Source organism: Rickettsiella endosymbiont of Dermanyssus gallinae, from assembly GCF_019285595.1.
Classification (GTDB): Bacteria; Pseudomonadota; Gammaproteobacteria; order Diplorickettsiales; family Diplorickettsiaceae; genus Rickettsiella_B.
This window is the reverse complement of record NZ_CP079094.1, coordinates 1,670,001-1,695,836: the sequence shown is the minus strand read 5'-3', so window position 1 is coordinate 1,695,836 and position 25,836 is coordinate 1,670,001. Positions and strand designations below refer to the sequence as shown.

Here is a 25,836-nt window from a genome sequence, read left to right as displayed (position 1 = left end):
CAGTCGCGTCATGCGAACGAATTTCGGGGACACGATGGCCGAAATTCTTCGGGAGCATAGCGACTCACTTGTATAGTATTAAATGAAAATGAATTATCCAAATCGACTAATTGTAAATTAGGATTAGTTAGAGAGTCTTTGGATTTTCTAGAAAAAGATCCTGAAAATTTTAGATTATTAGAAGCTTTAGGGAAGTATACGACATATTGTAGAATGGATAAAATAAAAAGTGCGGTTGGTAAATCGGGATGTGTAGGCTTTATCTCTATTTTACTCAATTATATTATTGTTTCGGCAATTTTATTACCCTTTCTCTGCTTTTCTACCAGTGTATTGCCACCGGTCTTATTTTTTTCCTTAGCTTTCTGTATGTTTGTTGGAAGTCATTTTGTAAAAAAGGGTATGGAAAGTATACCTTTGTTCAATGAACAGCTAGGAGAGCTTGAAAAATGTCTTGAAAGGGATCTTATTTCGCTTATCAATCAGTGTAAAACGAGAGAAACAAATGAAGTAGCGGCGAATGAAAAAACTAAGTTTTGCCGGTTTAATAATAGTATGGGAGAGTTTCAGGTAAATGAAGAACCTACTGTTATTACTACTACTCAACCTGCACGTTTGTATCCCCCCCTAGCATTTTTTAATGGCACTGTCTCGCCAGAGCGAGAGGCGATAAATAATAATATGGAGAATAGTTTATACGATAGGGATAGAATGTACTATAAATAATCCATAACAGATTTGCTAAACATGCAGTGTTTTATTTAGAAATTATTTAAGTAGTTTGCTTCGCTAAAAAAATACCGACCAAAGCAATCAGGATACCTGACATTTGGACTAAGGATAGATACTCTGCAAACAAAAGCCATCCAGCAATAGCGGCGACCATAGGCTGTACTAATAAAGCCGTTGAAGCAAAAGTAACGGGAAGATAAGGTAAGGCATAAGCAATAAGACCTTGGCCGAGTATGTGAGAAAACAATGCCAATGCAATTAAAATAATCCAGGCCATTTCAGTGTGTGGCAAGAAAGATTCGCCAGAGAAATACGTAATAATAAGGAGTGTTAACATGCTGGAAAAAGTAGATATTGCCATACTGGCAACCGCAGTAAATTTCTTACGCGAGCGATTGAGTACTAATAAATAACCCGCATAGAAAAATGCAGTGATGAAAGCCAAGCTATCACCCATGGCCGTGCGTTTATCCATATGTAAGTGAGGACTGATTAAAATAGCAACACCTACAATAGCGAATAATAGACCAATGACTAATTTTTTTTGTGGTGGTTTATGTAATACGAGCCATCCCCATAAAGCGATAAGTACGGGAGAGAAATTAGCCAATAATGTTGAATTAGCAATGGTCGTATATTGAATAGATAAATGCCAGGTCGCTAAATCACCGCCAAATAAAATACCTGCAAATAATATCCATAAATAATCTTTAAATTTGGGTACTTCCGTGTCACTAGGATAGGTTGAGCCTTGTCCCATTGAAAGTAATGTTAGAATAGGAAAAGCAATGGCAACCCGCCAGAACCCCGTTGCAATAGGTCCCACTTCGCTTAAACGAACAAAGATAGGGGCAAAACCGATGGCTACGGCACCTATTATTAAATACAACAGGGCAAGCTTACGTTTTTTTTCAGAACCAATCGTGGATGTCGTTTCTGTACGCATACGTGACCCCTAAAAATTTCTTCCTGTTTATTATTAGAATAGGCCTAAAAGGGCAAGTTTTCTCCTGGTAATTAAAGCATAGTATTGGTTAAATAGTGAATTAAATGTTTCTTTTATAATCAGATTATATATAGCGCTGATACGGCGGGCGTGACGCTTGAATCGTCAAGTTCCTGAAAATATCGACTATCATAAATGTAAGAAATATAAAGTTAGTGCGTGCTGCGCTGCTGAAACGCAGGGCAAAGACGCTGAAGGACCGGGCTAAAATTTTATCCTAGGAGATGGGTTGTACAAGCCATGCGCTTTTCTTACAAGTCCGCTTGTCAAGCGTTCATCATTATTTTGCTATTAGCTAGTCTTAATGCTTGCCTGGTAGGGCCTGATTTCAAGCCGGCTGAGCCACCTAAGGTAAAACATTATACAGAGTCGCCTTGGTCTCATAGAACGACAAGCGCGGCAGGGTATGCAGGCGCACCGCAACATTTTATTCGCGGGGGCAATGTTTCACCACAATGGTGGCGTGCATTTCATTCAAAAAAATTAAATAAATTGATTTGTAGAGGACTTGCCAATAGTCCTAATTTAATAGCGGCAAAAGCGGTATTGAGGGAGGCAGAAGAAAATCTTAATGCCGGAATAGGTGCTTTATATCCTGCGTTCAGCGCACAACTTTCTGCTCAGCGTGGATCCAGTACCGGGATCTTTAATTCAAACACAGCAGGGAGTACTGTATCCGCCAGTAATGTTCCTTTAGGAAGTGTATTTAATCTTTTTAATGCGGCGGTGAATGTTTCTTATCTTCTCGATATTTTTGGCGGGACACGGCGCGAAATAGAAGCATTAAAAGCACAAGTTGATTATCAAGATTATGAATGGAAAGCTGCCTATCTAAGTCTAACAGGGAATATTGTGACTTCAACCATTGCGTTGGCGTCTTTGCAAAGACAAATTAGTGTTACAAAGCAATTGATTTTAGAGCAGGAAGAGCAGTTGAACATTATTAAGCAGCAATTCGAATTAGGTGGTGCTTCTGGTGTAGATGTATTACAACAACAAACGCAGGTTGCACAGACGCGTGCGACATTACCGCCATTAGAAAAAAGTAAAGAACAGACACGTCATGCATTAGCGGTTTTAGTGGGCTCATTCCCTAGTTGCGGCCGTATTCCTAATATTGATTTAAGTGAATTAAGGTTGCCCACACGGCTTCCTTTAAGTATTCCTTCGGCATTAGTTCGTCATCGGCCAGATGTACGTGCTGCAGAAGCTTTATGGAAGACGGCTAATGCACAAGTAGGTGTTGCCACGGCTAATTTATATCCGCAATTTTCGATTAATGGTACCTATGGGGAATCGAACTCCGTAGGTAATCAACTTTTTTCTTCGCAAAGTAAGCTATGGAGTTTAGGAAGTGGATTACTGCAGCCGTTATTTAAAGGGGGCACTTTAATAGCGCAACGTCGTGCAGCGTTTGCAGCGTATGATCAAGCAGCGGCACAATATCAGCAAGTGGTACTGCAAGCTTTTCAAAACGTGGCGGATACATTACGTGCCTTAGAAGCCGATGCGCGCGAGTTACGCGCGCAAAAACAGGCAGAATTAGCGGCACGTGCTAATTTAAATTTAACGCGTCAACAGTTTAAATTAGGAGGCATTAATTATCTTTCTCTATTAGATTCACAACGGCAGTATCAACAAACGCGTATTAGCCTTATTCAAGCACAAGCCAGTCGTTATACGGATACGGCAGCGTTGTATCAGGCATTGGGAGGTGGATGGTGGAACTGCTAAAAAAACCTGTGTCTTTTGTTCTCTTTCGTCGTTGGATTGTCTTTTGCGATGCTCATGTACTTGCGTGTACATTCCGCTTCTCAAAGCCAATCCGCCTAGAAATCAAACAAAATACTTGGTTTTACTTTTTGTTTGATTGCACGCGCGGGAGGGTATTTAGAGATGCATAATTGGAGAGAACAGCTACGAAAACCGATGGTTATTATGTTAGTCAGTGTGGCGCTATTGTTTACGTGTATTTTTGGTTTTCAGTTGTTTAAAAGAATGTTAATTAACCATGCGATGCGAAATAATACAGCGCCTGTGGTAACGGTTTCTGCGATGCAAGTGCATTATCAAGACTGGCAACCATCATTGCTAACGTACGGTAGTTTGCGTGCGGTAAACGGTGTGAATGTGACGACTGAATTGGCCGGTTTAGTGCGCACGATTTACTTTAAGCCCGGCGCAGAAGTAAAACAAGGCGATGTGTTGGTACAACTTAATGCAGATTCTGATATCGCTTTATTACATGCGTTAGAGGCACAAGAAAAATTATCTGAGATTACTTATCATCGTGATAGCGCACAATTTGCGATAAAAGCGATCAGTAAAGCTGTTTTGGATGCGGATGAGCAAAATCTAAAGAATTTACAAGCACAAGTGGCGCAACAAGCAGCAATCGTAGCTAAAAAAACGTTGGTTGCCCCTTTTGCGGGACGTTTAGGTATTTCTACAGTGAATCCAGGGCAATATCTTAATGCCGGTGATCAAGTGGTTACATTACAGGCATTGGATCCACTGTACGCTGATTTTTATGTTCCTCAACAAAATTTAGTTCAACTACGTATTGGATCTGCTGCTAAAATTAAAACAGATACTTACCCAGATAAGACGTTTGATGCAGCAATTACTACTATTAATCCTATAGTAGATTCAACGACACGTAATGTTGAAGTCGAAGCAACGGTTGAGAATGCTCAATCTGAATTATATCCAGGCATGTTTATATCGGCGAAAGTTGAAACGGGTACACCGCAGCGCTATTTGACGTTGCCTCAAACGGCGATTAGTTTTAATCCCTACGGTGAAATAGCTTATATTGTGCAGCAAAAAGGTAAAGACAAAAAAGGCAACTCCATCCTGAATGTATTACAAACTTTTGTGGAAACGGGTGATAAGAGAGGCGATCAAATTGCTGTTCTAAAAGGAATTAAAGAAGGCGATACGGTAGTCACTAGCGGACAGCTTAAATTAAAGAATGGTAGCTTAATTGTGATTAATAATTCAGTGGTTCCACAAGATAAAATGGCCCCGATGGTTGTTGATGAGTAGAGTAATGGATCCTGCGGTCTAGCCGCAGGACGATGCCTAATGTCAAGGATGACAAATGCGGTTTACAGATATATTTATTAAACGGCCTGTATTAGCAACGGTCATTAGCTTGCTAATTCTTGTATTAGGCATACGTTCATTAAGCTTATTGCAAGTTCGTCAATATCCTTTTACAGAAAATGCTGTGATTACCGTGTCTACGGTTTATACGGGGGCAGATCCTGCATTAGTGGCGGGATTTATAACCACACCTTTAGAAAATTCTATTGCACAAGCGCAAGGCATCGATTATTTAACCTCGAGCAGTACGCAAGGTAGCAGTTCTATTCAAGCTAATCTGCGCCTGAATTATGATCCCAATAGAGCGCTGACGGAAGTTAATACCAAAGTAAACGCCGTACTTAACCAATTACCTAAAGCCTCTCAGCAACCCACGCTCAGTATTGCAGTGGGCGAAACGATTGATTCGATGTATCTCGGGTTTTATAGCCAACAACTGGCGAGTAATAACGTCACTGATTATCTTGTTCGAGTCGTACAGCCTAAGTTGCAAGCCATTGATGGTGTACAGCAAGCAGAAATACTAGGCCAGAGACAGTTTGCTTTACGTGCATGGTTAGATCCAGCCAAGCTCGCTTCTTATGGCATTACAGCCAATGAAGTGGCGACCGCTTTAGCCAATAATGATTTCATTGCGGCGGTGGGGCGCACCAAGGGCGAAATGATAACGGTTGATCTCACGATAGAAACAGGATTGAAAACAGTAGAACAATTTAAAAACCTGATTGTTAAAGCGAAAAATGGTGCGATTATTCGTTTAAAAGATGTGGCTAAAGTCACACTAGGTGCACAAAATTATGATACGGCCGTTAAGTTTGATAATAAACCCGCCGTTTATATTGGTATAAAAGTGGCTCCGACTGCCAATGTGCTGTCAGTTATTAAAAATGTTAGAAAAGCTTTTCCTGATATTCAACAACAATTACCGCAAGGACTCAAAGGTGAGATTGTTTATGATGAAAGTCGTTATATTAATAGTGCTATCAGCGAGGTTATTCATAGTTTAATTGAAGCCTTAATTATTGTAACGGCGGTTATTTTTATTTTTCTAGGTTCTATGCGTTCGGTTGTTATTCCGGTTATTGCGATGCCACTTTCGTTAATTGGCAGCTTTCTTATTATGTTATTACTGGGATACACCATCAACTTATTAACTTTATTAGCATTGGTATTAGCGATTGGTTTAGTGGTAGATGATGCCATTATTATTGTAGAAAATATTTATAGACATATCGAAGCAGGGGAGACGCCGTTTAATGCAGCGATAAAAGGTGCCAGAGAATTAGCCATTCCTATTATTTCAATTTCAGTTGTGTTAGTCGCAGTATATGTACCGATTGGTTTTATGGGTGGTTTAACAGGCGCTCTTTTTACCGAATTTGCTTTTACTTTAGCCGGTGCGGTGGCCATATCAGCCATTATCGCTTTAACATTGTCACCAATGATGTGCTCTAAATCGTTAAAGTCTACAAAAAATAATCATCATGATTTTGTGGCTTTTATTGATCGTCAGTTTGAAAAAATACGTGCCGTTTATGAGCGTGCGTTGCATAGCTCATTAGATAATGTACGTGTCACCGGTGTTTTTGCTATTATTATTTTATCCAGTATTTATTTTCTTTATGCAACCTCTAAGAATGAATTAACCCCACAAGAAGATCAGGGACTGATCATTAGTTTATTAACCGCTGCACCCAATGCGAGTTTAGAGCAAACCCAGCTGTATTCGAAGCAAGTATTTAAAATATTTGAACAATTTCCTGAAACTGATCACGTTTTTCAGTTAGATGGCGTTAACGGGTTGAATAGCAGCATTGGCGGTATGGTTTTTAAACCATGGGATGAGCGTAAACGTACGACAAATCAGCTACAACCTGTGATACAAGAATTATTCGGTCACATTGCTGGAGCGCGGGTTGCTGCTTTTCAAAAACCGTCATTACCCGGCGGTGGTAGTGGGTTACCGGTGCAGTTTGTTATTACAACGACAGATAGCTACGAAAAATTGAATGATGTCTCTCAAAATTTATTAGATGAAGCGCGTAAGAGTGGCTTATTTGTTTATTTAGATACTGATCTTAAAATTGATAAGGCACAGACAACTATTCAACTCGATCGTGATAAAGCGGCGCAACTTGGGTTAAACATGGCAGATGTCGGTAGTGTATTGGCTTCTGCTTTAAGCGAAGGCTATATTAATTATTTTGATTTTTCTGGACGTTCTTATCAAGTTATACCGCAAATGATACGTAGTCAGCGTTTAAATGCCTATCAAGTACTTAATTATTATTTAACGTTACCGAATGGTTCGTCTATTCCACTATCAACCATTGCACGTTTAAAAACAACAGTAGTGCCTGAGGCTATTAATCATTTTCAGCAACTTAATTCAGCCACTATTTCAGCCGTTGCTTTTCCGGGTGTGACGATGGGCGATGCGCTTCAGGGTCTGAAAAATATGGCACAAAAAATATTTCCAGAAGGCTATGGTATTGATTATTCCGCGCAGTCACGTCAATATCAGCAAGAAAGTAGCGCATTGGTACTAACCTTTTTTTTAGCATTGGTTATTATTTTTCTTTGTTTAGCCGCGCAATTTGAAAGTTTTAGGGATCCTTTAATTATTCTTATTAGTGTTCCGATGTCGATTTGCGGAGCGCTTATTTTTATTAGCTTAGGGATTGGTGGTGCGAGTTTAAATATCTATACCGAAGTGGGTTTGGTAACTTTAATTGGTTTGATCAGTAAACACGGTATTTTAATCGTGCAATTTGCTAATGATCTGCAAAAAGAAGGCCACGCTAAGCGAGAAGCCGTGCAAATGGCAGCAGGTATTCGATTAAGACCTATTCTGATGACGACAGCTTCGATGGTATTAGGTGTTATCCCGTTGATATTAGCAACCGGTGCAGGCGCTATTAGTCGCTTTAATATTGGATTAGTCATTGCTACAGGGATTTCAATAGGTACCTTATTTACTTTATTTGTGGTGCCGGCCATGTATTTATTTTTGGCTCAGGATCATCATCAACCAAAAGTTTCAGAAACCGCTTGACGTCGTTGCCAATTGTCCATGTAGCGTTTTGCAAGGATTGGATCTCGAATAATTAATACATTTTCAGCATTTTTGTTTTGTGCAGCCTTAGTAAAATTAAATGAACCCGTAATAACCTCTTGTCCATCAATAATCATAATTTTGTTATGAGCAATTGCTGGTTTGTAATCGATCCAAACAGGAATATGTTGGTTTAGTAAAAAACGCGAGGCGCTATATTTTTGTGATTTTTGACTTTTATCCAAGATGACTTTGACAACAACCCCGCGTTTTTTCGCTTCAACAAGATGCTTTGCAATCGGTACAGAGGTAAAACTATAAGTTTGTACAGAAATAGATTTTTTTGCGCTATCTAATGCATCCGTAATTTGCATCGTACAGTTTTGTCCGGGGGTGAAACAAACTTGTATGTTAGGACAGCTCGTCGTGCTGGCTTGACTAGCCATTGTATAAAACGGAGAAAAAAATAAAAAACAAATTAATAAAAATTTTAGCATCAATAAATTACTCTTATTTTTTATAAAAGGAAAATGTGTAGGTGGCAAGCTTTGTTGTGATAGCCACTACTTTGAAAAAGGTTGTTTCAACAAATCTTCGAGTAATGGAGCAAGTTCCCGTTGTTGAATACCGCTACGTAGGCGACGTACTCTGAGAATGGCATTCAAGTCGGCCAGTGCATTTGAAAAATTATCATTAAGAATTAAGTAATCATATTCATCAAAATGTTCTAGCTCTGCTTTTGCATCAGCCATACGTTTTTTAATGACCGTCTCTTCATCCTGCGCTCTGAGCCTTAATCTTTTTTCCAAGGTTTCCCAGGAGGGCGGGATGATAAAGATACCTATAGATTCAGGCATTTTCTCTCTAATTTGCCGTGCGCCTTGCCAGTCGATTTCTAAAATAATATCAATACCCGCTTCTATTTTTTTAGTGACCCAGTCTACAGAGGTAGCATAGTAATGGCCAAAAACAGTGGCATCTTCCAGAAAAGCGTGTTCTTTTTTAAGCTGTTTAAACTGTGTTTCATCAACAAAGTGATAATCTATCCCTTCTTTTTCACCAGGTCTAGGCGCGCGCGTGGTATAGGAAATAGAAACTTCTAAATTCGATACCGACTCCAACAAGGCATTCACTAAACTGGTTTTTCCGCCACCAGAAGGTGCTGAGATAATATAAAGCGTACCAGGAATTTTCATAATTTACTCGACGTTTTGCACTTGTTCGCGTATTTCTTCAATTAAAACTTTTAAGTTAACAGCCATTAAACTAAGGTCTGCATTAAGCGATTTAGAGGCTAAGGTATTTGCTTCTCGATTTAATTCTTGGAGCAAGAAATCCAACTGTTTTCCCTGCGCTTGTTTTTTAAGCAACCTCTTAAAATCATTAACATGGATTTGTAAGCGATCTAATTCTTCTGCCACATCCATTTTTTGAGTGAATAATAGCATTTCCTGTTCTAAACGGTTAGGGTCTAAACTAATTTTGATATCCGATAGACGTGCTAAGATTTTTTCACGTTGTAGTGAAAGAATAGTAGGCAATTGTTCCTTAATTACGTTGATTAGATTTTGTAGTTTTGTTAAACGCTGATCGATGACATCAAGAATAGCTTTTCCTTCCTGGGTTCGCGTTAGACATAAATCAGCCAGGGCTTCTGAAAACAAAGCAAGTAAATCGGATTGTAGCGTTTCGTAAGCGATATCAGGAAGCTTTAGCAATTGTGGCCAACGTAATAATTCAATAGGATCTAAGGAACTAGAAGTTTGGGTCAGGGCTGCTAATTTTTTATGGGTTTGGATAATCGCGGTGGCGAGGTCTTCATTAATCTCAATAGGAATCGCTTTGTTAGTAGGCGGTTTGTAACGCAGCCTTACATCGACTCTGCCTCGTCGTAGCTGTTGGCTTAGCTTTTTTCGCAGCAAGGGTTCTAGGTAACTCAAGGACTCAGGTAAAGAGAGGCTAATGTCTAAATAGCGGTGATTAACGCTACGTAATTCCCAAGTGGTATGTCCCCAATCCGTTTGTTGTTCTTTTCTGGCAAAAGCCGTCATGCTACAGATCATGTTAATCGCTAATTTAAAAAGTATAATGATGCCTGTTTTAGGCCTTGCCGGCGGCAGGTCTATTCTAATCAGTCTTATGTAATAAATATAGAAGGAAAATAATGATGCGTTCTACTTCACGCTCCGTTGATGCGCTACGCGCTATTCAGATCACGCGTGCTTATACCCAACATGCAGAAGGATCCGTATTAATTGAATTTGGTCATACCAAGGTGATCTGCAATGCCAGTGTTATTGCGGGTGTGCCTAAGTTTTTAAAGGGGTCTGGCCAAGGTTGGCTTACCGCAGAATATGGGATGCTGCCGCGTTCAACCCATTCACGTATGGATCGAGAGGCGAGTCGTGGTAAACAATCAGGTCGGACCTTAGAGATTCAGCGTTTGATTGGTCGAGCGTTGCGCACGAGTATTGATCTAAAACAATTAGGTGAAAATACTATTTTATTGGATTGCGATGTGATTCAAGCCGATGGTGGCACACGTACGGCGGCTATCACAGGCGCTTGTGTTGCTTTAGCCGATGCGCTGGCTACGATGAAGAAAAAAGGCGAGATTAAGCAAGACCCTATGCGTTTTTTGGTGGCTGCGGTTTCTGTAGGGCTTTATAAAGGCACACCGATTTTAGATCTCGATTATGCAGAAGATTCTACAGCGGATACGGATATGAATGTCATCATGACAGAGCAGGGTGAGTTTATTGAATTTCAAGCAACCGCAGAGAAAAAGGCTTTTTCAAAGCAAGAGTTTGATAGTTTGTTGAACTTAGCAGAATCTGGAATCAAACAATTATTTGTAAAACAAAAGGAAAGTTTAGGTATTTCTTAACAGTTTTTTCGAGATGTCCCTGGTTTTACAGGGACATCTCCCCTCCAACGCCACCAAAATTAGCTAATTATCCGTGTAAAACGGTTTTTTTCGAATATATTTGCTATCCTTGATGGATAGGATTGACGTATACGACGATAAAAATTAGCGAATGATAGGGAGATTAAATTGTTAAAACGCGATATCTCTACGACGAATATACTCATTGTTGCTGCCGGCGGTATGATTGGATCAGGATGGTTATTTACGCCTTTTCTTGGGGCGAAAATGGCAGGACCGAATGCATTGGTAAGCTGGATTATCGCCGCAATTTTTATGTTATTGATCGCTTTGCCGCTGTGCGAATTAGGTGCAATGCTGCCGTTATCCGGTGGAATGTCTAATTATCCGACGTTTACGCATGGAAGAGAGGTTGGGTTTTTATTTTCTTGGATCACGTGGCTATCTTACGTGGTGATGACACCGATAGAAATTCAAGCTATTTTGCAATATAGCAGCCATTTCTTTCCAGCATTACTTGTTAAAGAAGCCAATTATTTCAAGCTTTCTCATATAGGATATATCGCTGCATTAGCGATTATGTTTGCTATTGTATTGCTTAATACTTATGGCATTAAATTCCTTACTGAATGTAATAAATATGCCAGTATCATAAAATTTATTCTTCCCTCTATTGCCATTGTGGCATTGATGCATACGTCGCCTTCTTTTGAGAATATTCATTTAACGCTGACGACAGAAGAAAGTTGGATGCAAATATTTTCTGCCCTGTCAGCCGGCGGCATTGCCTTTGCTTTTACCGGTTTTCAAAACGGCTTAATGTTGGCGGGAGAAGTAAAAAATCCGCAAAAAACAATTCCTATCGCTATGTTAGGTGCGATTTTGATTGGATTAATTTTATATTTTACCTTGCAGCTTGCTTTTTTAATGGCAATTCCAAAAATATATCTACAACAGGGTTGGTATCAGCTTACGTTTCCAGGCGATAGTGGTCCGTTAGTTGGGTTAACACTTTTATTAGGATTGAGTTTGGTCGCTACTTTATTGTTGTTTGATGCCGCCTTTTCGCCTTTAGGTACAACATTGGTTTATACCGCCGCCACTTCACGTATTTTGTACGGCATGGCACTTAATAAATATTTACCATCACTTTTTTTAAAAGTGAATAGGCATCAAATTCCATACATTACCTTATATGCTAACTTTTTGGTGGGAGCATTATCTTTTCTACCTTTTCCCGGATGGCAAAAAATGGTGGCATTTCTAGCGTCAGCGAGCATTTTTTCTTATGGTGTGGGGCCGATCTGCTTGTTAGCATTGCGTAAGCTGCGTGCAGAACAATATCGTCCATTTAGACTAGATAATAGCTTTGTTTTGTGTCACGGTGCTTTTTTTGTTTGTAATTTAATGCTTTATTGGTGTGGATTCTCAGTGATTTGGAAACTTTATTTAGCCATTGTGGTAGGGATTATTATCTATTTTTTTTATCACCGTAATACCCGTGTCTCCAATAAACTAAGTTTATATTGGTTTTTTTCTTATGTAACATTGTTATTATTATTATCTTATTTAGGGCCTTTTGGTGGTATGGGTTTATTTAGATTTCCTTTTGGTATGTTATTAATTTTTCCTTTTAGTGTGCTCATGCTTTATTTATCGCAGCATTGTTTGGTGAAGGATGCTGCAGAGCAGGAGTCATTTGAGTTGATGAATAAGCAATTACAAGATTTATAGCTTATCGCCAATAATATGAACTTCGCGAATAAGTTGAATATGCTGTTTTTTTAAAACGGTATCACTGACTTTTTCTATGAGTGCTTCAATATCGGCAGCGGTCGCCTGGCCTTCGTTGACAATAAAATTAGCATGTTTAGTAGAAACAGAGGCGCCACCTATCTTTAGGCCTTTTAATCCACAACTTTCAATAAGACGCGCCGCATAATCATTTTCAGGGTTACGAAACACAGAGCCACAACTGGGTTCATTGGTTGGTTGCGTCGCAGTACGATGCGCTAATAGCGATCGTATTTTTTCTAAAGATTCTTCTTTATCGCCTGGTTTTAATTGGAAATGGGCAGCTAGATAAAATTCATCGGGAAAAACACTGACGCTACGGTAAGCAATTTGATAGTCGCTGGGATAACGAAGTTTTTTTTCTCTATGCCGGTTGATAGTTTCTACTGCTTTAACAATCTCCCACGTTTCTGAACCATTACATCCCGCGTTCATTGCTAAAGCACCACCGATAGTGCCAGGAATACCCGCTAAAAATTCGGCACCACTTAAATTTTTTCTTGCAGAGAATCGTGCGAATGCAGGTGATGCGACGCCTGCTTCGGCGCGTATCACAGTAGGTTCTAGTAATTCAAATTTGCTCAGCGCACCTTGGGTAACAACAACGGTTGTTTTAAGACCCCCATCACGTATTAACGTATTACTCCCTAAACCTAAAAATAACAGCGGTTCTTTTGCTGGTAATTGTTTTAGGAAGTTAATGAGATCATCGCTGTCTTTAGGAATATAAAGGCGTTGTGCAGGACCTCCAACTCGCCAGGAGGTGTAATCTGAGAGTGAAACATTTTCTAGTAAGCTGCCATGGAGTTCCTGCATTATTTAATCCATGCTGAATTCGGACAGGGCAAGTTCTTGTGCGATACTGCCAATATCACCCGCACCTTGTAATAAAAGTACATCGTTATCTTCAAGAATATCGTGCAAATTGCGCGATAAATGTTTTTTGTTTTCAACAACGGTAGGATTTAAATCAGAGTGTTGGCGAATGTGTTCGGATAGTGCAAGGCTATCAGCACCGGGTATAGGTGTTTCACCAGCCGAATAGACGTCTAATAACAATAAATGATCTACGCCGGCTAATACAGTGACAAAGTCATTAAATAGATCGCGTGTACGGGTGTAACGGTGTGGCTGATATGTCATAACTAAACGTCGATCGGGCCAAGCCGCGCGAATCGTTTTTAAAGTAGCGGCAATTTCACTGGGATGATGGCCATAATCATCAATTAATAAAATACGTCCTTTTTTAATTTTAAATTCACCGAGGATTTGAAAGCGTCTATCAACACCACTAAAGTTAGCTAAAGCGCTTTGAATCACGTCATCAGCAATATTTAATTCAGTTGCAACAGCAATGCTAGCGACAGCATTCAAGGCATTATGTTGTCCAGGTAAATTTAAGGTGATATCTAACGGTTTTTGGTTTTTGCGTAAAACAGTAAAGTGATTTTTAATTTCTTTTTGTTTGAAAGAGGTAATGCGTATATCAGCGTCTTTGCTGAACCCATAGGTAATAACAGGGCGCATCACTTCAGGAAGAATAGAACGTATAATAGGATCGTCTATACAGACGATTGCTAAACCATAAAAGGGTAAATGGCGTAAAAACTCTATAAAGCTTTGTTTGAGGCGCTGAAAATTTCCGTCATAGGTACCCATGTGATCGGCGTCGATATTGGTGATGATAGCCACCATCGGTTTTAAATAAAGAAAAGAAGCGTCGCTTTCATCTGCTTCCGCAACCAAGTAGCGGCCTGAACCGAGTCGTGCATGCGTATTAGTGCTATTAAGACAGCCGCCAATAACAAAGGTAGGATCAAGTCCTGCTTCACCTAGTAGACTAGCAACCAAGCTGGTGGTTGTTGTCTTTCCATGCGTGCCAGCGACAGCAATCCCATAGCGAAATCGCATTAATTCGGCCAGCATTAAGGCTCTAGGGACTACCGGGATATGCGTTTGCCGCGCTTTCATAATCTCTACATTATCTTTTGGCACGGCACTGGAATAGATGATCACATCTGCTTTATCAATATGCTGCGCTTTATGACCACGGTTGAATTGTGCGCCTAGCTGTTGCAAATGTTGGGTCATGCTATTTTCTTGTAGATCAGAGCCCGAAACCGTGTAACCCTCATTGAGTAGGATTTCGGCAATACCGCCCATGCCAGCACCACCGATGCCAACGAAATGAAGATGCTGAATACGGCCCATTTGGTGGTCTACAAAAGGGTTTTTCATAGAGATAGCCTATATCTTGTAAGGAGATGGGCGTATTGTGGCATTAGTTGTAGGTAGGCTCAACATCTTATCTCGAAGATGGCTTATTCACGATAGCCAAATTCAGCTAAGCGATATTCATAATCGATGCGTAATAATAACGAAAGCATCATACAGGTAATCAATAAACTACTGCCGCCATAACTCATTAAAGGGAGTGTTAATCCTTTAGTGGGAAGTACACCCATATTGACACCAATGTTAATCATTACTTGAAGGGCAATATTTAAACCAATGCCGTAGGCAAGATAAGCAGAAAAACGTTGTCCCGCATTAAAGCAGCGTTGGCCAATACGTAAGGCGCGCCATACTAATACCGAAAATAATAAGACCATAAATAATCCGCCAATAAGGCCTAATTCTTCGGTTAACACGGCAAATAGAAAATCAGTATGCGCTTCTGGAAGATAAAATAATTTTTGTATGCTTTCACCAAGGCCGACGCCAAACCAGCCGCCGCGTCCAAATGCAATTAAAGATTGTGTTAACTGATAACCAGAATCAAATTGATTTGCCCAAGGGTTAAGAAAGGTCGTTAAACGGGCTAAGCGATAGGGTGAGCTAATCGCAAGGATGCCTAAAATAAGTACCACGCCGGTAAAGAGGATCGCAAATTGCCAAATTCGTACACCCGCTAAAAACAACATGCCAAGGCTAGTAACTAAAATAACAGTGGCTGCGCCAAAATCGGGTTCACGTAATAATAAAAACGTAATAATCGCAAGAACTAACAGTGGTTTTAGAAATCCGCGTATTTGTGTTTGTACTTGTTTTTCTTGGCGGAGTAGATAGCCTGCTAAGTAAACGATCATCGTTAATTTTACGAATTCAGAGACTTGCAGGCCAAAAGGACCGAATCCAAGCCAACGCATACTGCCATTAACCTGCCTGCCAATACCTGGTAATAAAACGACTACGAGTAAAGCGATACTTAACACTAACAGTGCAAGACTTATTTGTTTCCAATAATCCGTTTTTATTTGGAAAATAACGGCCCCTGTTCCTATGCCTAATATCAAATAAAATAACTGGTGGAAAAAGTAATGGAAAGCTTGGCCGTATTGACGTTCTGAAATCACAATCGAGGTAGAGGCAACCATTAAGAGGCCAAATGCTAATAACGTTAAAATTGAAAAAAGTAACGTGCGATCATAGAGGACAACGGGTCCCTCCTGTTGAATCGCTTTAGCCATGTTAAGGTTCTCCTCGTACTAGCTGCGCAAAAACATTGCCGCGTTCTTCATAGTTTTTGAACATATCCATACTCGCGCAGGCGGGCGATAGTAATACAGCATCTCCCGGTGAAGCGGCTTGTTGTGCCAGTGAAACAGCATGTGCTAAATCGCTGGCCGCTTGCGTTAAAGTGTCATTCTCCAATGCTTGTTTTAATAGAGGGGCATCTTGCCCAATTAATATGACCGTTTTAACATGTGTTTTAACACTGTGTTTTAAAAGATTGAAATCAGCGCCTTTTCCCAGGCCACCAGCAATTAAAACAATTTTTCCTCGAGTGGCAGGGCCTAAACCCTGTAAGGCTGCCATAGTTGCGCCTACATTGGTTGCTTTAGAGTCGTTATACCAGGTGACACCTTTTTCTTCTTTAATCCATTGGCAACGGTGTGTTAGGCCCTTAAATTGGCATAAAGCTTCTAGCATTGAGGCTAGTGGAAGTTGAATGGCCTCTCCGATGGTTAACGCGGCTAAGGCATTGGCCCAATTATGTTTTCCTTTGATAAAAAGCTTATCAACAGGCATGAGGCGTTTGCTTCCTTTCGCTAAGTAAATTTTTTTGTTTGATAGTTGAAGGCCAAACTTTTCTGAATTAGGTTTTACCATTTTTAAACCAAAGCTGAGGATTTGTTTTGGTTTAAAGTGGCTGTATGGATGTGTGTTGGGATCGTCTTGATTCCATACCGCTGTTTTACAATGTTGGTAAATACGTTGTTTGGTTTGCGTATAGTTTTCTAGGGTTTTATGCCGATCCAAATGATCAGGGCTAATATTCAGAATCGTCGCGACTTTTGCTTTGAGTGAATAAGTGGTTTGCAACTGAAAGCTAGAAATTTCTAATACATAGAAATCGGGTTTAGCACCTTTTAATAAATCCAGCGCCGCTTTGCCGATATTTCCTCCCACCTTCGCCGTTTTTTGTGAGGCGTGAATCATGTCGCCAACTAAGGTTGTCACGGTTCCTTTTGCATTGGTGCCGGTGATTGCAATAATGGGGGCACGCGCTTTTTGAGCAAATAATTCAATATCACCGATTGGACGTACGCCAGTTTTAGCGATTGCGTTGGCAATGACAGGATCATCTAAATCGATGCCTGGGCTCACAATTAATTCTTTTGCTTGTTCCAACAATTGCGGATCAAATGGGCCTAAGTAAAGCGGCACGTGTGGGAATTCTTTTTTAAAGGTTGCTAAAAGAGGTGGATCTAAACGGCTATCTAATAATGCAAAACGCTTTGGCCATAGACGATTACGGCTAAAATAGCGGGCACAGGAAAGCCCGGCTTCACCCAAGCCAATAATTAATCGCCGATGAGAAGCATTAGACCGAGCCATGAATAATTCCTCCTCCTAAGCAACGCGTGTCTTGATAGAAAACGATCGACTGGCCGGGCGTAATAGCCCATTGCGCCTGCTCAAATTCAACACGCAGCTTGTTCTCTGCATCCAGCATAACATTGCAAGGCGTTTCAAGCTGTCTATAGCGGATTTTTGCGGTACAAGTAAAGGGGAAGGCTGGTGGCTGCTCATTAACCCAGTCTAGTTGTTCGCAGATAAGGACGGTGGAATAGAGTGCGGGATGATCGCGGCCTTGCACAACGATTAAGGCGTTGCGATCTAGTGCTTTATCGGCCACATACCAGGGTGTTAATTCAGTTTTTTTTAGGCCACCGATCCCAAGGCCTTGTCGTTGGCCAATCGTATAGAACATAAGCCCGTCATGTTGGCCTATGCGGTTTCCTTCTTGAGTTTCAATGTCACCCGGTTGCGCCGGTAAATAATTTTGTAAGAAGCGTTTGAACTTTCGTTCGCCAATAAAGCAAATGCCTGTACTATCCTTTTTATTATGATTCAATAGCCCGGCTTGCTCAGCAATTTTTCGTATTTCTGTTTTATTAAGCAAGGCGAGTGGGAATAAGGTTTTGCTTAATTGTTCTTGTCCTAAGGTATACAGAAAATAAGTTTGATCCTTGTTTTTATCAGTACTTTTAAGTAATTGATAGTCATTGTCTGCAAAAGATATGCCCGCATAATGACCGGTAGCGATAAAATCGGCGCCTTGTTGTATGGCGTATTCTAGAAAAGCTTTGAACTTAATTTCTTTGTTGCAAAGGATATCCGGATTAGGTGTGCGACCTGCTTGATATTCTTTCAAAAAGTGAGAAAAAACACGGTCCCAATATTCGGCTGCAAAATTAATCGTATGCAATGGGATAGACAGATGATCACAAACAGCTTGTGCATCCGCAATATCAGTACTCGCCGAACAATACTCTTCAGTATCATCCTCTTCCCAATTCTTCATAAACAAGCCTTGGACGTCATAACCTTGCTCTTTAAGTAATAAAGTGGCAACAGAGGAATCTACTCCGCCTGATAAGCCTATGATGACACGTTTTTTCATAGCGAATTTATTTGTTATAGCTTGTTATTGGCTCGAAGGTCACTTGTATTTACTAGCTGCTGTACTTGCATAAGGGCCTTATAGTTCTGGGCAATAGTATCTTTTTTATGCGGCGGAGAAAAGACGGCAATGAGCTGTCCGGCAGGATTGATGAGGTAGAGGGTGCCATTATGGTCAATGGGGTGGTTTTTATCGTTAGAGTTTTTTTGTTGGGTCTGGATATAAACGACACCCATTTGCTTACTTAGCTGCTGAATACCGACTAAAGGGCCTGTTACGCCTTTGAAAGCTGGATTAAACGTTTTGACATAATCGGCGACTATTTTTTGCTCATCATGCTTTGGGTCCAGGGTAATAAAGACAATTTGAGGCAATGGGAGCTTTTCTTCTTCAAATTGTGCGTAGAGATGTGAAAGCACGTTCATTGGGTCATGCGTCTGAGTGTCGCCAAAAAAGAGAAAACTATAGTGGCCTTTTAAGCTATGGTTGGTAAATGGGTCACCCGATCCCTCTGTCAGTAGGAATTCAGGGATTCTTTGCGGGTGGCTGATTTGCGTGCCCGATGTGGGTAAGTTTATCTTATGCTTTGCTGTATACCATGTGTTAAAGCCAAGGCCTAACACGAGGGCAATGACAGTGAAACATACCAACGGCAAAACGTTGTTTTTAGAAGACGGGTAAGGCATCCAATGCTCCTCATTAAAGAATGGTCCATGAATAGAAAAAACGGCATGAGCCAATAAGAATTCGAATAATGAAAGGGTTCTATCGTTGCTATGCCTTTAGTTTGCTTTAATAAATGGATTGCTGCAACTATAAATCTCCTAAGAAGTAAGAGAACGCTCGCCAAGATAGGTAGTCATTATCGGCTATTGAATCTACTCTTTCATTCGATGAGACAGGAAAGCATTGTGAAAGCAATGCGAAGTCGAAGAGCCCGCGATAGGCGTGCGTTGACGGGCGAAGCAGGAAACGCATCACGCCGTAAAGTCATTTGTGGGAGGCACGGGCATGAACTCCGAAGGAGTGAGTGCGTGCCGGACGCAGGACGTATCGCGGCCTAATTTCAGTCGCGTCATGCGAACGAATTTCGGGGACACGATGGCCGAAATTCTTCGGGAGCATAGCGACTCACTTGTTCTAATAGCTACCGATTTAGTCTAAAGATGAAAGGTAGGTTATATGCAGGCACGGCACGATTTTATTTTTATTTATTTTATATGATGAATATTTAATATAGTTAATTTTTTTGTAAAAAATTAACTATATTTATTTGATATAAGGCTGTTATTTAATTTAAAAAATTAAAATAACTAGACAAATTAATTTTAATAATGATAAATTACTGCCGAATATTTTAATTAATTATTAAAAAATAAATATTTATTTGGACTGTAAAAATAATAATATTAATAAAGGAGAGATTTTATGGCTAATTTTTATAAGGCGATGGCTATAGACCAGAATTATTTTCCAATAAGAGAAAAAATTAAAGTTATTGTTATAGAGATGGGTAAAGCTATTCTTCCTACTAGTAGAGGAAAGTTAAAAACAATAATTATGAACAGAGAGGAATATAAAAAGTCTAATAAATCAGACCATTTAATAACCATTGCTATAAATAACTCTGGCAAACAAAAATTAAGAGATGTTATTGCTGATAGTCTGGATAATTTTGATCGCAAAAATCTTAATGACATTATCGATTTTTTAGGACAAAAAGGGTTTGCGTTTTATAAAGAAGACAATTTAGATGTTTATTTAAATGACGAGTTAATTTTATTGAAAAAGCTTAAATTAAATGATGATCAAGGAAAAGCTTTCGATGTAATAAACAATAAAATTTCAGAGCTGCAAAATTGGGCTAAAAAATATAGAAATTCCTCCGAAGGCCAATTTCATGGAAACGTAGAAATTGATAAAGAATTAGATGAGTTGCAACTGAACTGTGCGGAATATACGATCGAAAAGGATAATGCCGGGTTAAATGCTGTTATTGAAAGGTTTAATAAGATTAGGGTTAGTTTTTCACTTGATGGTTTGGATTTTTTGCATCGTACGCTTACAAATCTACAGTCTAGGTTTATAGGCATCCAGCCAGAGGTAGGCAATCTTCAACAAGCAATGCAAGTGAGTCGCTATGCTCCCGAAGAATTTCGGCCATCGTGTCCCCGAAATTCGTTCGCATGACGCGACTGAAATTAGGCCGCGATACGTCCTGCGTCCGGCACGCACTCACTCCTTCGGAGTTCATGCCCGTGCCTCCCACAAATGACTTTACGGCGTGATGCGTTTCCTGCTTCGCCCGTCAACGCACGCCTATCGCGGGCTCTTCGACTTCGCATTGCTTTCACAATGCTTTCCTGTCTCATCGAATGAAATTTCATTAATATTAGCAAACGATAAAAATAAAAAATTGACTGAAGAAAATGCATGTTATTTACTTGAGCAAGAAGAAAAATTTGTTGAAATAATGCAACTTTATTTCGATAAAATCGATAAAAAAATGCTTGATCTAAAAGAAAAAGTTGATGGAATTTCTAAGCAGATTTTTGGATTAGCGCCTTTACTCTTAGAAGAAGGAGAAAAATTACTTGAAAGAGAATTACTGGATGGTCACATTAGTATGTTTCATAAGGCGTTAGAAGCAAAACCCTTGGCCGAATTGGAATATCAAGCTGTACTTATTAAGGAAATTTTTAATAAAAAGCTTGATGCAATAAAAAATAATTTTGTGAGAGATTCTAAAAGGAGATTTGAACGAATCAATGAGCAGGTTTGTCCTTATTCTGAAATAGAATCAGCAAAACGGATACTGCAAGAAGTAGCTTCTTTGCAGACAATATTTGCCGATTTTTCTCAGAATGATGCCGATCAACTTGCTTTGCTGCTAGAAAGAGTAACTAAATGTGTCGAAGAGGCAGATAGTTTTCATTGTATAATCGTTAAGCAGGAAGGAGATAAAAAAACTGATTTGAGGCCTGCTATTTATAGCATTACCAAATTTTTTGACGAAGAAAAGCCAGTTTTAGATCAAATTAAAGAGCACGGGGAAAAAATACGGCATGGCTATTGGGATGCTGATGAAAAATCAGGAAAGCTACAAGAGATCTCAGATAGAGCAAACGCAATTAAAGCTAAGAATGAAGAATTATTCCAAAATACTGAGGTGGATAAAGCTAAAGTAGGAGAAATTCGTGATGAGCTCCAGGGACTATATAGCTTTATTTCTTCTAATGAAGAAACCTTATCGCGTTATCGGGGAATTTCTGTATTAAGGCCTTTAGCTAAATTGTGGGGTGGAGGAAAAGTAACAAGTATGCAATATGCTAATGAAATAAAGGAAGAATTAGCTAAGCTTAATGAGATAGTAGCGCATATTTAAGTTTATACAGCGCTTCGTAATGCTTGAAACTCAATTAGAGGGCGACGATAGGTTGCCCTTTTTAAATAAAAAAGTAACGGTATATCGATGCACCCTGCTCAAGTGGTAGGGAGACGGTTTCTAGTGTCTACTTAGACTTGTTTAGCCTATTTTTTTCTGGTATAGAAAAACCAGATGAAAATAGCTAAAGAAAAAATAAACCTAATGAGTGAGGGGCAGTTACAGAAACTGGTATTCTCTTTGCAGCAAGGAGGGGTCATTGCCTTTCCAACCGAGACTGTCTATGCCCTGGCTGGGGATGCGAGAAGCTTATCGGCGATTAAACGGATATTTAGGCTTAAGGCTCGCCCTTTAACCCAGCCTTTAAGCGTTTTGCTCCCCCAAAATCATGATTTAGCCGAATGGGCGAATGATGTTTCTCCACTCGCGCAACGATTGGCTGATTATTTTTGGCCAGGTCCTTTGACGTTAATTTTCAATAAAAAAGCATCTGTTTTATCTGAGCTTAGCGGAGGAGGGTCTAAAGTTGGTCTGAGAGTGCCGGATCATCCGGTTGCACAGTCAATATTGCAGGCATTTGCTGGGGGTTTAGCAGCTCCTTCTGCCAATCGTTCGGCACATCTTAGCCCTACACAAGCCACACATGTTCGGCAAGCATTTGCGGATGAACTTGATGCGATTGTTGATGGTGGCGCCTGTTCGATTGGTATTGAATCAACTATTGTAGATGTTTCGTCAGATAGTCCACGTATCTTAAGACTAGGCGCTATTTCGCAAGAAGCGATACAACGTGTGATAGGTTCAGAACTCGTGGCTGATTCTTCTGTGCTGGGTCGTATCCGATTACCGTTAAGACAGATAGAAAGGGATGAGCTGGAAAATAGTGTTCATCACTATTTAAACCAAGGAAAATCAATAACGGTATTGGCACGACAACCGGCTCGTGTTAGCCATACGAATCTGATTTGGATAACGATGCCTGAAGAGGCAAGTGACTATGGACGTGTGTTATATCAACATTTGCATGAGGCTGAAAAAAATTCAACAACTCAAATTTTAATTGAATCTTTACCCCAGAATGAGGCATGGGCAGGGATACATGCTTTATTACGAAGCTAAAATGTGTTGATGGCCCGTTAGATAGATTTTTTTGAAAATATAGTCTAACTTAATATTATCATTTGCAGGGAAAGCGGATGTTAGCTCTATTTTTTATCTATAGTATTTGTGTATTACTGGCCTGGTTTAATCAAAGGCGGCTTGCTATTGGCCTATTTATTTTCTTTTTCCTAGCGACAGCGTTTGTCTTCCTGCATCATCTTACTGATCAGCTAGCTTTGCAGTTTTAATATGATGGAACCTCATAAAGTTGCTAAAATCATTAAAATCTTTAATGCACTTGATGCATTGGGGCTTTGCCTTTTATTGCTTATTGCATTTGCATTACAGCTGATTTTACATGAACTACCTTGTCCTTTATGTATATTGCAGCGTATTGGAATTTTAGCGATCGCGTTTGGTTTTTTGCTTAATGTGAAATTTAATATCCATCCGGGTCATTACACACTTTCATTACTTGCCGCTTTATTAACAGCAGCAATGTCGGTACGCCAGATATTTTTGCATGTCATACCTGGCGATCCAGGCTATGGTTCTTCTGTTTTAGGGTTACATTTATATACTTGGGTTTTTCTTTTATGTGTAGGCGTCATTATTTATATCGCCATTATTTTTAGTATTTCCCCGCAATATTCAGAGATACCGAGTAGTGCGTTTAAAAGCAAAACTTTACAATGGTTAACGCACCTTGCTTTTGCAGTGGTTTTTATTTTGACTGTATTTAATGGTATTTCTACTTATCTTGAGTGTGGGTTTAAAGCGTGCCCTGAGAATCCAGTTAAATATGAGATTCAATTAGTCGAGGTTCATCCTACGCATACTTAAAGCCTCGTCACTGCGCACAATAACGAGGCTTATTCCTTAAATAAAGAATTTTATTTCTTCATCGAATCAAAAAATTCATTATTCGTTTTAGTCGCCTTCAAGCGATCAATCAAGAATTCCATCGCTGCAATTTCGTCCATTGATTGGAGGATTTTACGTAAAATCCACATTTTTTGTAATACATCAGGTTTTGCCAGAAGTTCTTCACGTCGTGTACCTGAACGATTTAAATGGATAGCGGGGTAAATGCGTTTTTCAGCAATTCGACGATCAAGGTGAATTTCCATATTACCCGTACCTTTGAATTCCTCATAGATAACATCATCCATTTTTGAGCCCGTATCAACCAGTGCGGTTGAGATAATGGTTAAACTACCACCTTCTTCAATGTTACGTGCGGCACCAAAGAAACGTTTAGGGCGTTGTAACGCATTGGCATCGACACCACCGGTTAACACCTTCCCGGAAGAAGGAATGACGGTATTATAGGCACGTGCTAAACGCGTCATGGAATCTAGTAAAATCACCACATCTTTTTTATGCTCGACGAGTCGTTTTGCTTTTTCAATGACAATTTCAGCTACTTGTACATGACGTGTAGCGGGTTCATCGAAAGTACTGGCAATGACTTCTACTCTGTCACCTTTAACAGAACGTCGCATATCGGTTACTTCTTCAGGGCGTTCATCAATTAATAAAACAATTAAATAACATTCAGCACAATTATGTACGATAGATTGTGCAATGTTTTGCATCATCATCGTTTTTCCGGCTTTAGGTGGTGATACGATGATTCCACGCTGGCCTTTTCCGGTGGGTGCAACTAAATCAATGACCCGGGCTGTAATATCTTCTGTACTACCATTCCCACGCTCTAGACAGATACGCTCATCGGGAAATAAAGGCGTTAAATTCTCAAATAAAACCCGATTTTTAGCATTATCAGGGGTGTCAAAATTAATTTCGTCTACTTTGAGTAAAGCAAAGTAGCGTTCACTTTCTTTGGGAGGGCGAATTTTTCCAGAAACAGTATCGCCGGTATGAAGATTGAATCGACGGATTTGGCTAGGGGAGACATAAATGTCATCAGGCCCTGCAAGATAAGAACCTTCGGAAGAGCGTAAAAATCCAAACCCATCAGGTAGTATTTCTAGTACGCCAGCACCGTAAATATCCTCGCCTCGTTTAGCATGTGCTTTAAGAATAGAAAAAATCATATCCTTTTTATGAAGGCGGCCAAGGCCGTCTATTTTTAATTCTTCAGCAATCGTAACCAGTTCAGCCGGTGAGTTTTTTTTAAGTTCAGTTAAATTCATAATGTTGTTTCTTTCATAAAAGGAAAATTTTCTAGTTAGCGGTTATGGGATATTTAAAAGCAAGAGAAATAATTTCGGGAATTCGAAGATATTTAAAATCTATTCACGTTATATCCTACACAAGGATACAAATAAATATAACTCCTATATATGGATAGCATGTAACGCTGCTATAACTTTAGGCAGCTCCTAATACATTGACAGTGAAAAATAGTAATTACCTTAACATCCATTCTACTTAGTATCTTAGTAAGTAGAAACATCGTTATACGCTTCGCACTTGAGTTTTCGGCTGTGTTCCCACTCAATTCACAATCCTCATGTATCATCTATACACGCCGGTTGCTTCATTTTCGCGGCGCCTTGCCGAAAATCCCATTGCTGTGAGTATCTCTATTTAAGCAAGATGCTTGTCTATAAAAGCGGCTAAATCTGTTTTTGATAAAGCACCGACTTTCGTGGCTTGTGCTTTTCCATCTTTAAAGAGGATTAATGTAGGTATTCCGCGTACGCCGAATTTTGCTGGCGTCGCTTGATTTCCGTCAACGTCTACTTTAGCAATCGTTATTTTCCCATCATACTCTTTAGCTATTTCGTCTAAGACAGGTACAAGTTGCTTACAAGGACCACACCAGGTAGCCCAGAAATCAACTAATACGGGCAATTTGGATTTTAAAACTTCTTCTTCAAAGGAAGCA

25 protein-coding genes (1 of these 25 cut by a window edge) are annotated in these 25,836 nt (G+C 39.8%); 12 read left to right on the top strand and 13 right to left on the bottom strand.

From position 1 onward, the window contains the following. Window positions 1–138 precede the first annotated feature (138 nt). The gene (locus KX723_RS08600) at window positions 139–726 is read left to right on the top strand and encodes a hypothetical protein (protein ID WP_218813931.1); all 588 of its coding nucleotides are present in this window, start codon (window positions 139–141) and stop codon (window positions 724–726) included. 46 nt (window positions 727–772) lie between these two features. Here the strand turns inward: KX723_RS08600 and KX723_RS08595 are convergent, their stop codons facing one another. After that, window positions 773–1,678: a DMT family transporter gene (locus KX723_RS08595; protein WP_218813930.1), complete on the bottom strand. Its 906-nt coding sequence runs from the start codon at window positions 1,676–1,678 to the stop codon at window positions 773–775. Between the two features lie 300 nt (window positions 1,679–1,978). Here KX723_RS08595 and KX723_RS08590 point away from each other — a divergent pair, with 300 nt between their 5' ends. The 3 genes from KX723_RS08590 (at window position 1,979) to KX723_RS08580 (ending at window position 7,901) form a co-directional block, all read left to right on the top strand. Beyond that, window positions 1,979–3,472 (top strand): efflux transporter outer membrane subunit, encoded by a 1,494-nt coding sequence (locus KX723_RS08590; protein ID WP_218813929.1) that lies wholly within the window; start codon window positions 1,979–1,981, stop codon window positions 3,470–3,472. A 162-nt stretch (window positions 3,473–3,634) separates the two neighbouring features. Then, window positions 3,635–4,786 (top strand): efflux RND transporter periplasmic adaptor subunit, encoded by a 1,152-nt coding sequence (locus KX723_RS08585; protein WP_218813928.1) that lies wholly within the window; start codon window positions 3,635–3,637, stop codon window positions 4,784–4,786. Window positions 4,787–4,841: 55 nt separating this feature from the next. Further along, complete coding sequence (locus KX723_RS08580) at window positions 4,842–7,901, top strand: efflux RND transporter permease subunit (RefSeq protein ID WP_218813927.1); 3,060 nt, start codon at window positions 4,842–4,844, stop codon at window positions 7,899–7,901. Here the strand turns inward: KX723_RS08580 and KX723_RS08575 are convergent. The 3 genes from KX723_RS08575 to KX723_RS08565 form a co-directional block, all read right to left on the bottom strand. Then, complete coding sequence (locus tag KX723_RS08575; protein WP_246562449.1) at window positions 7,874–8,275, bottom strand: phospholipase D family nuclease; 402 nt, start codon at window positions 8,273–8,275, stop codon at window positions 7,874–7,876. The genes KX723_RS08580 and KX723_RS08575 overlap by 28 nt on opposite strands. Before the next feature lie 189 nt (window positions 8,276–8,464). Next, complete coding sequence (gene gmk, locus KX723_RS08570; protein ID WP_218813925.1) at window positions 8,465–9,097, bottom strand: guanylate kinase; 633 nt, start codon at window positions 9,095–9,097, stop codon at window positions 8,465–8,467. Window positions 9,098–9,100: 3 nt separating this feature from the next. Beyond that, a complete protein-coding gene (locus tag KX723_RS08565; RefSeq protein ID WP_218813924.1) occupies window positions 9,101–9,952 on the bottom strand; it encodes a YicC/YloC family endoribonuclease in 852 nt (283 codons plus the stop codon). A gap of 116 nt (window positions 9,953–10,068) precedes the next feature. On the opposite strand from KX723_RS08565, the gene rph reads away from it, so the two are divergent. Together rph and KX723_RS08555 are read left to right on the top strand one after the other, a co-directional pair. Then, complete coding sequence (rph, locus tag KX723_RS08560; protein ID WP_218814997.1) at window positions 10,069–10,788, top strand: ribonuclease PH; 720 nt, start codon at window positions 10,069–10,071, stop codon at window positions 10,786–10,788. A gap of 168 nt (window positions 10,789–10,956) precedes the next feature. Continuing rightward, window positions 10,957–12,522 carry an APC family permease gene (locus KX723_RS08555; protein ID WP_218813923.1) on the top strand — a complete coding sequence of 522 codons (1,566 nt, stop codon included), beginning with the start codon at window positions 10,957–10,959 and terminating at the stop codon, window positions 12,520–12,522. Here KX723_RS08555 and murB read toward each other — a convergent pair. The 6 genes from murB to KX723_RS08525 form a co-directional block, all read right to left on the bottom strand. Next, the gene (murB, locus tag KX723_RS08550; protein WP_218813922.1) at window positions 12,517–13,398 is read right to left on the bottom strand and encodes a UDP-N-acetylmuramate dehydrogenase; all 882 of its coding nucleotides are present in this window, start codon (window positions 13,396–13,398) and stop codon (window positions 12,517–12,519) included. The two genes, KX723_RS08555 and murB, sit on opposite strands and share 6 nt — an antisense overlap. Window positions 13,399–13,401: 3 nt before the next feature. Continuing rightward, window positions 13,402–14,826, bottom strand: coding sequence for a UDP-N-acetylmuramate--L-alanine ligase (gene murC, locus KX723_RS08545; protein ID WP_425516603.1), 1,425 nt, complete (start codon window positions 14,824–14,826; stop codon window positions 13,402–13,404). A gap of 77 nt (window positions 14,827–14,903) precedes the next feature. Then, window positions 14,904–16,052 carry a putative lipid II flippase FtsW gene (gene ftsW, locus KX723_RS08540; RefSeq protein ID WP_218813921.1) on the bottom strand — a complete coding sequence of 383 codons (1,149 nt, stop codon included), beginning with the start codon at window positions 16,050–16,052 and terminating at the stop codon, window positions 14,904–14,906. A 1-nt stretch (window position 16,053) separates the two neighbouring features. Next, window positions 16,054–17,424 carry a UDP-N-acetylmuramoyl-L-alanine--D-glutamate ligase gene (murD, locus tag KX723_RS08535; protein WP_218813920.1) on the bottom strand — a complete coding sequence of 457 codons (1,371 nt, stop codon included), beginning with the start codon at window positions 17,422–17,424 and terminating at the stop codon, window positions 16,054–16,056. Beyond that, window positions 17,411–18,493: a tRNA 2-thiouridine(34) synthase MnmA gene (gene mnmA, locus KX723_RS08530; protein ID WP_218813919.1), complete on the bottom strand. Its 1,083-nt coding sequence runs from the start codon at window positions 18,491–18,493 to the stop codon at window positions 17,411–17,413. The genes murD and mnmA overlap by 14 nt, the downstream gene beginning before the upstream one ends. Window positions 18,494–18,507: 14 nt before the next feature. After that, the gene (locus KX723_RS08525) at window positions 18,508–19,179 is read right to left on the bottom strand and encodes an SCO family protein (protein ID WP_218813918.1); all 672 of its coding nucleotides are present in this window, start codon (window positions 19,177–19,179) and stop codon (window positions 18,508–18,510) included. A 207-nt stretch (window positions 19,180–19,386) separates the two neighbouring features. Here KX723_RS08525 and KX723_RS08520 point away from each other — a divergent pair, with 207 nt between their 5' ends. Both KX723_RS08520 and KX723_RS08515 read left to right on the top strand, forming a co-directional pair. Next, entirely contained in the window at window positions 19,387–19,557 is a 171-nt protein-coding gene (locus KX723_RS08520) for a hypothetical protein (protein WP_218813323.1), read from the top strand. 364 nt (window positions 19,558–19,921) lie between these two features. Beyond that, window positions 19,922–20,683 (top strand): hypothetical protein, encoded by a 762-nt coding sequence (locus KX723_RS08515; RefSeq protein ID WP_218813917.1) that lies wholly within the window; start codon window positions 19,922–19,924, stop codon window positions 20,681–20,683. A gap of 11 nt (window positions 20,684–20,694) precedes the next feature. On the opposite strand, the gene KX723_RS08510 is transcribed toward KX723_RS08515, so the two are convergent. Then, the gene (locus tag KX723_RS08510; RefSeq protein WP_218813323.1) at window positions 20,695–20,865 is read right to left on the bottom strand and encodes a hypothetical protein; all 171 of its coding nucleotides are present in this window, start codon (window positions 20,863–20,865) and stop codon (window positions 20,695–20,697) included. Between the two features lie 44 nt (window positions 20,866–20,909). Here KX723_RS08510 and KX723_RS08505 point away from each other — a divergent pair, with 44 nt between their 5' ends. The 4 genes from KX723_RS08505 (at window position 20,910) to KX723_RS08495 (ending at window position 23,822) form a co-directional block, all read left to right on the top strand. After that, window positions 20,910–21,878 carry a hypothetical protein gene (locus KX723_RS08505; RefSeq protein WP_218813916.1) on the top strand — a complete coding sequence of 323 codons (969 nt, stop codon included), beginning with the start codon at window positions 20,910–20,912 and terminating at the stop codon, window positions 21,876–21,878. Between the two features lie 174 nt (window positions 21,879–22,052). Next, window positions 22,053–22,997, top strand: coding sequence for an L-threonylcarbamoyladenylate synthase (locus KX723_RS08500; protein WP_218813915.1), 945 nt, complete (start codon window positions 22,053–22,055; stop codon window positions 22,995–22,997). 77 nt (window positions 22,998–23,074) lie between these two features. Further along, window positions 23,075–23,227 carry a DUF5993 family protein gene (locus KX723_RS09905; RefSeq protein WP_425516584.1) on the top strand — a complete coding sequence of 51 codons (153 nt, stop codon included), beginning with the start codon at window positions 23,075–23,077 and terminating at the stop codon, window positions 23,225–23,227. A gap of 1 nt (window position 23,228) precedes the next feature. Continuing rightward, entirely contained in the window at window positions 23,229–23,822 is a 594-nt protein-coding gene (locus KX723_RS08495) for a disulfide bond formation protein B (protein WP_218813914.1), read from the top strand. Window positions 23,823–23,872: 50 nt separating this feature from the next. On the opposite strand, the gene rho is transcribed toward KX723_RS08495, so the two are convergent. Beyond that, window positions 23,873–25,138 carry a transcription termination factor Rho gene (gene rho / locus KX723_RS08490; protein ID WP_218813913.1) on the bottom strand — a complete coding sequence of 422 codons (1,266 nt, stop codon included), beginning with the start codon at window positions 25,136–25,138 and terminating at the stop codon, window positions 23,873–23,875. A 397-nt stretch (window positions 25,139–25,535) separates the two neighbouring features. Further along, window positions 25,536–25,836, bottom strand: partial view of a thioredoxin TrxA gene (trxA, locus tag KX723_RS08485; protein ID WP_218813912.1) — the 3' portion only. It continues 32 nt past the right edge of the window; the window shows 301 of its 333 coding nt (coding positions 33–333); the start codon falls outside the window, past its right edge; the stop codon is at window positions 25,536–25,538.

Excerpts from the sequence above, each read along its gene's own strand:
- KX723_RS08525 (WP_218813918.1), bottom strand. The coding sequence starts at position 19,179 with ATGCCTTACCCGTCTTCTAAAAACAACGTTTTGCCGTTGGTATGTTTC.
- KX723_RS08495 (WP_218813914.1), top strand. The coding sequence starts at position 23,229 with ATGATGGAACCTCATAAAGTTGCTAAAATCATTAAAATCTTTAATGCA.
- KX723_RS08510 (WP_218813323.1), bottom strand. The coding sequence starts at position 20,865 with ATGAGACAGGAAAGCATTGTGAAAGCAATGCGAAGTCGAAGAGCCCGC.
- mnmA (WP_218813919.1), bottom strand. The coding sequence starts at position 18,493 with ATGAAAAAACGTGTCATCATAGGCTTATCAGGCGGAGTAGATTCCTCT.
- KX723_RS09905 (WP_425516584.1), top strand. The coding sequence starts at position 23,075 with ATGTTAGCTCTATTTTTTATCTATAGTATTTGTGTATTACTGGCCTGG.
- gmk (WP_218813925.1), bottom strand. The coding sequence starts at position 9,097 with ATGAAAATTCCTGGTACGCTTTATATTATCTCAGCACCTTCTGGTGGC.
- murD (WP_218813920.1), bottom strand. The coding sequence starts at position 17,424 with ATGGCTCGGTCTAATGCTTCTCATCGGCGATTAATTATTGGCTTGGGT.
- rho (WP_218813913.1), bottom strand. The coding sequence starts at position 25,138 with ATGAATTTAACTGAACTTAAAAAAAACTCACCGGCTGAACTGGTTACG.
- KX723_RS08580 (WP_218813927.1), top strand. The coding sequence starts at position 4,842 with ATGCGGTTTACAGATATATTTATTAAACGGCCTGTATTAGCAACGGTC.
- KX723_RS08500 (WP_218813915.1), top strand. The coding sequence starts at position 22,053 with ATGAAAATAGCTAAAGAAAAAATAAACCTAATGAGTGAGGGGCAGTTA.
- rph (WP_218814997.1), top strand. The coding sequence starts at position 10,069 with ATGCGTTCTACTTCACGCTCCGTTGATGCGCTACGCGCTATTCAGATC.
- KX723_RS08590 (WP_218813929.1), top strand. The coding sequence starts at position 1,979 with ATGCGCTTTTCTTACAAGTCCGCTTGTCAAGCGTTCATCATTATTTTG.
- KX723_RS08595 (WP_218813930.1), bottom strand. The coding sequence starts at position 1,678 with ATGCGTACAGAAACGACATCCACGATTGGTTCTGAAAAAAAACGTAAG.
- KX723_RS08575 (WP_246562449.1), bottom strand. The coding sequence starts at position 8,275 with ATGCAAATTACGGATGCATTAGATAGCGCAAAAAAATCTATTTCTGTA.
- KX723_RS08585 (WP_218813928.1), top strand. The coding sequence starts at position 3,635 with ATGCATAATTGGAGAGAACAGCTACGAAAACCGATGGTTATTATGTTA.
- KX723_RS08565 (WP_218813924.1), bottom strand. The coding sequence starts at position 9,952 with ATGACGGCTTTTGCCAGAAAAGAACAACAAACGGATTGGGGACATACC.
- KX723_RS08515 (WP_218813917.1), top strand. The coding sequence starts at position 19,922 with ATGGCTAATTTTTATAAGGCGATGGCTATAGACCAGAATTATTTTCCA.
- murB (WP_218813922.1), bottom strand. The coding sequence starts at position 13,398 with ATGCAGGAACTCCATGGCAGCTTACTAGAAAATGTTTCACTCTCAGAT.
- KX723_RS08520 (WP_218813323.1), top strand. The coding sequence starts at position 19,387 with ATGAGACAGGAAAGCATTGTGAAAGCAATGCGAAGTCGAAGAGCCCGC.
- ftsW (WP_218813921.1), bottom strand. The coding sequence starts at position 16,052 with ATGGCTAAAGCGATTCAACAGGAGGGACCCGTTGTCCTCTATGATCGC.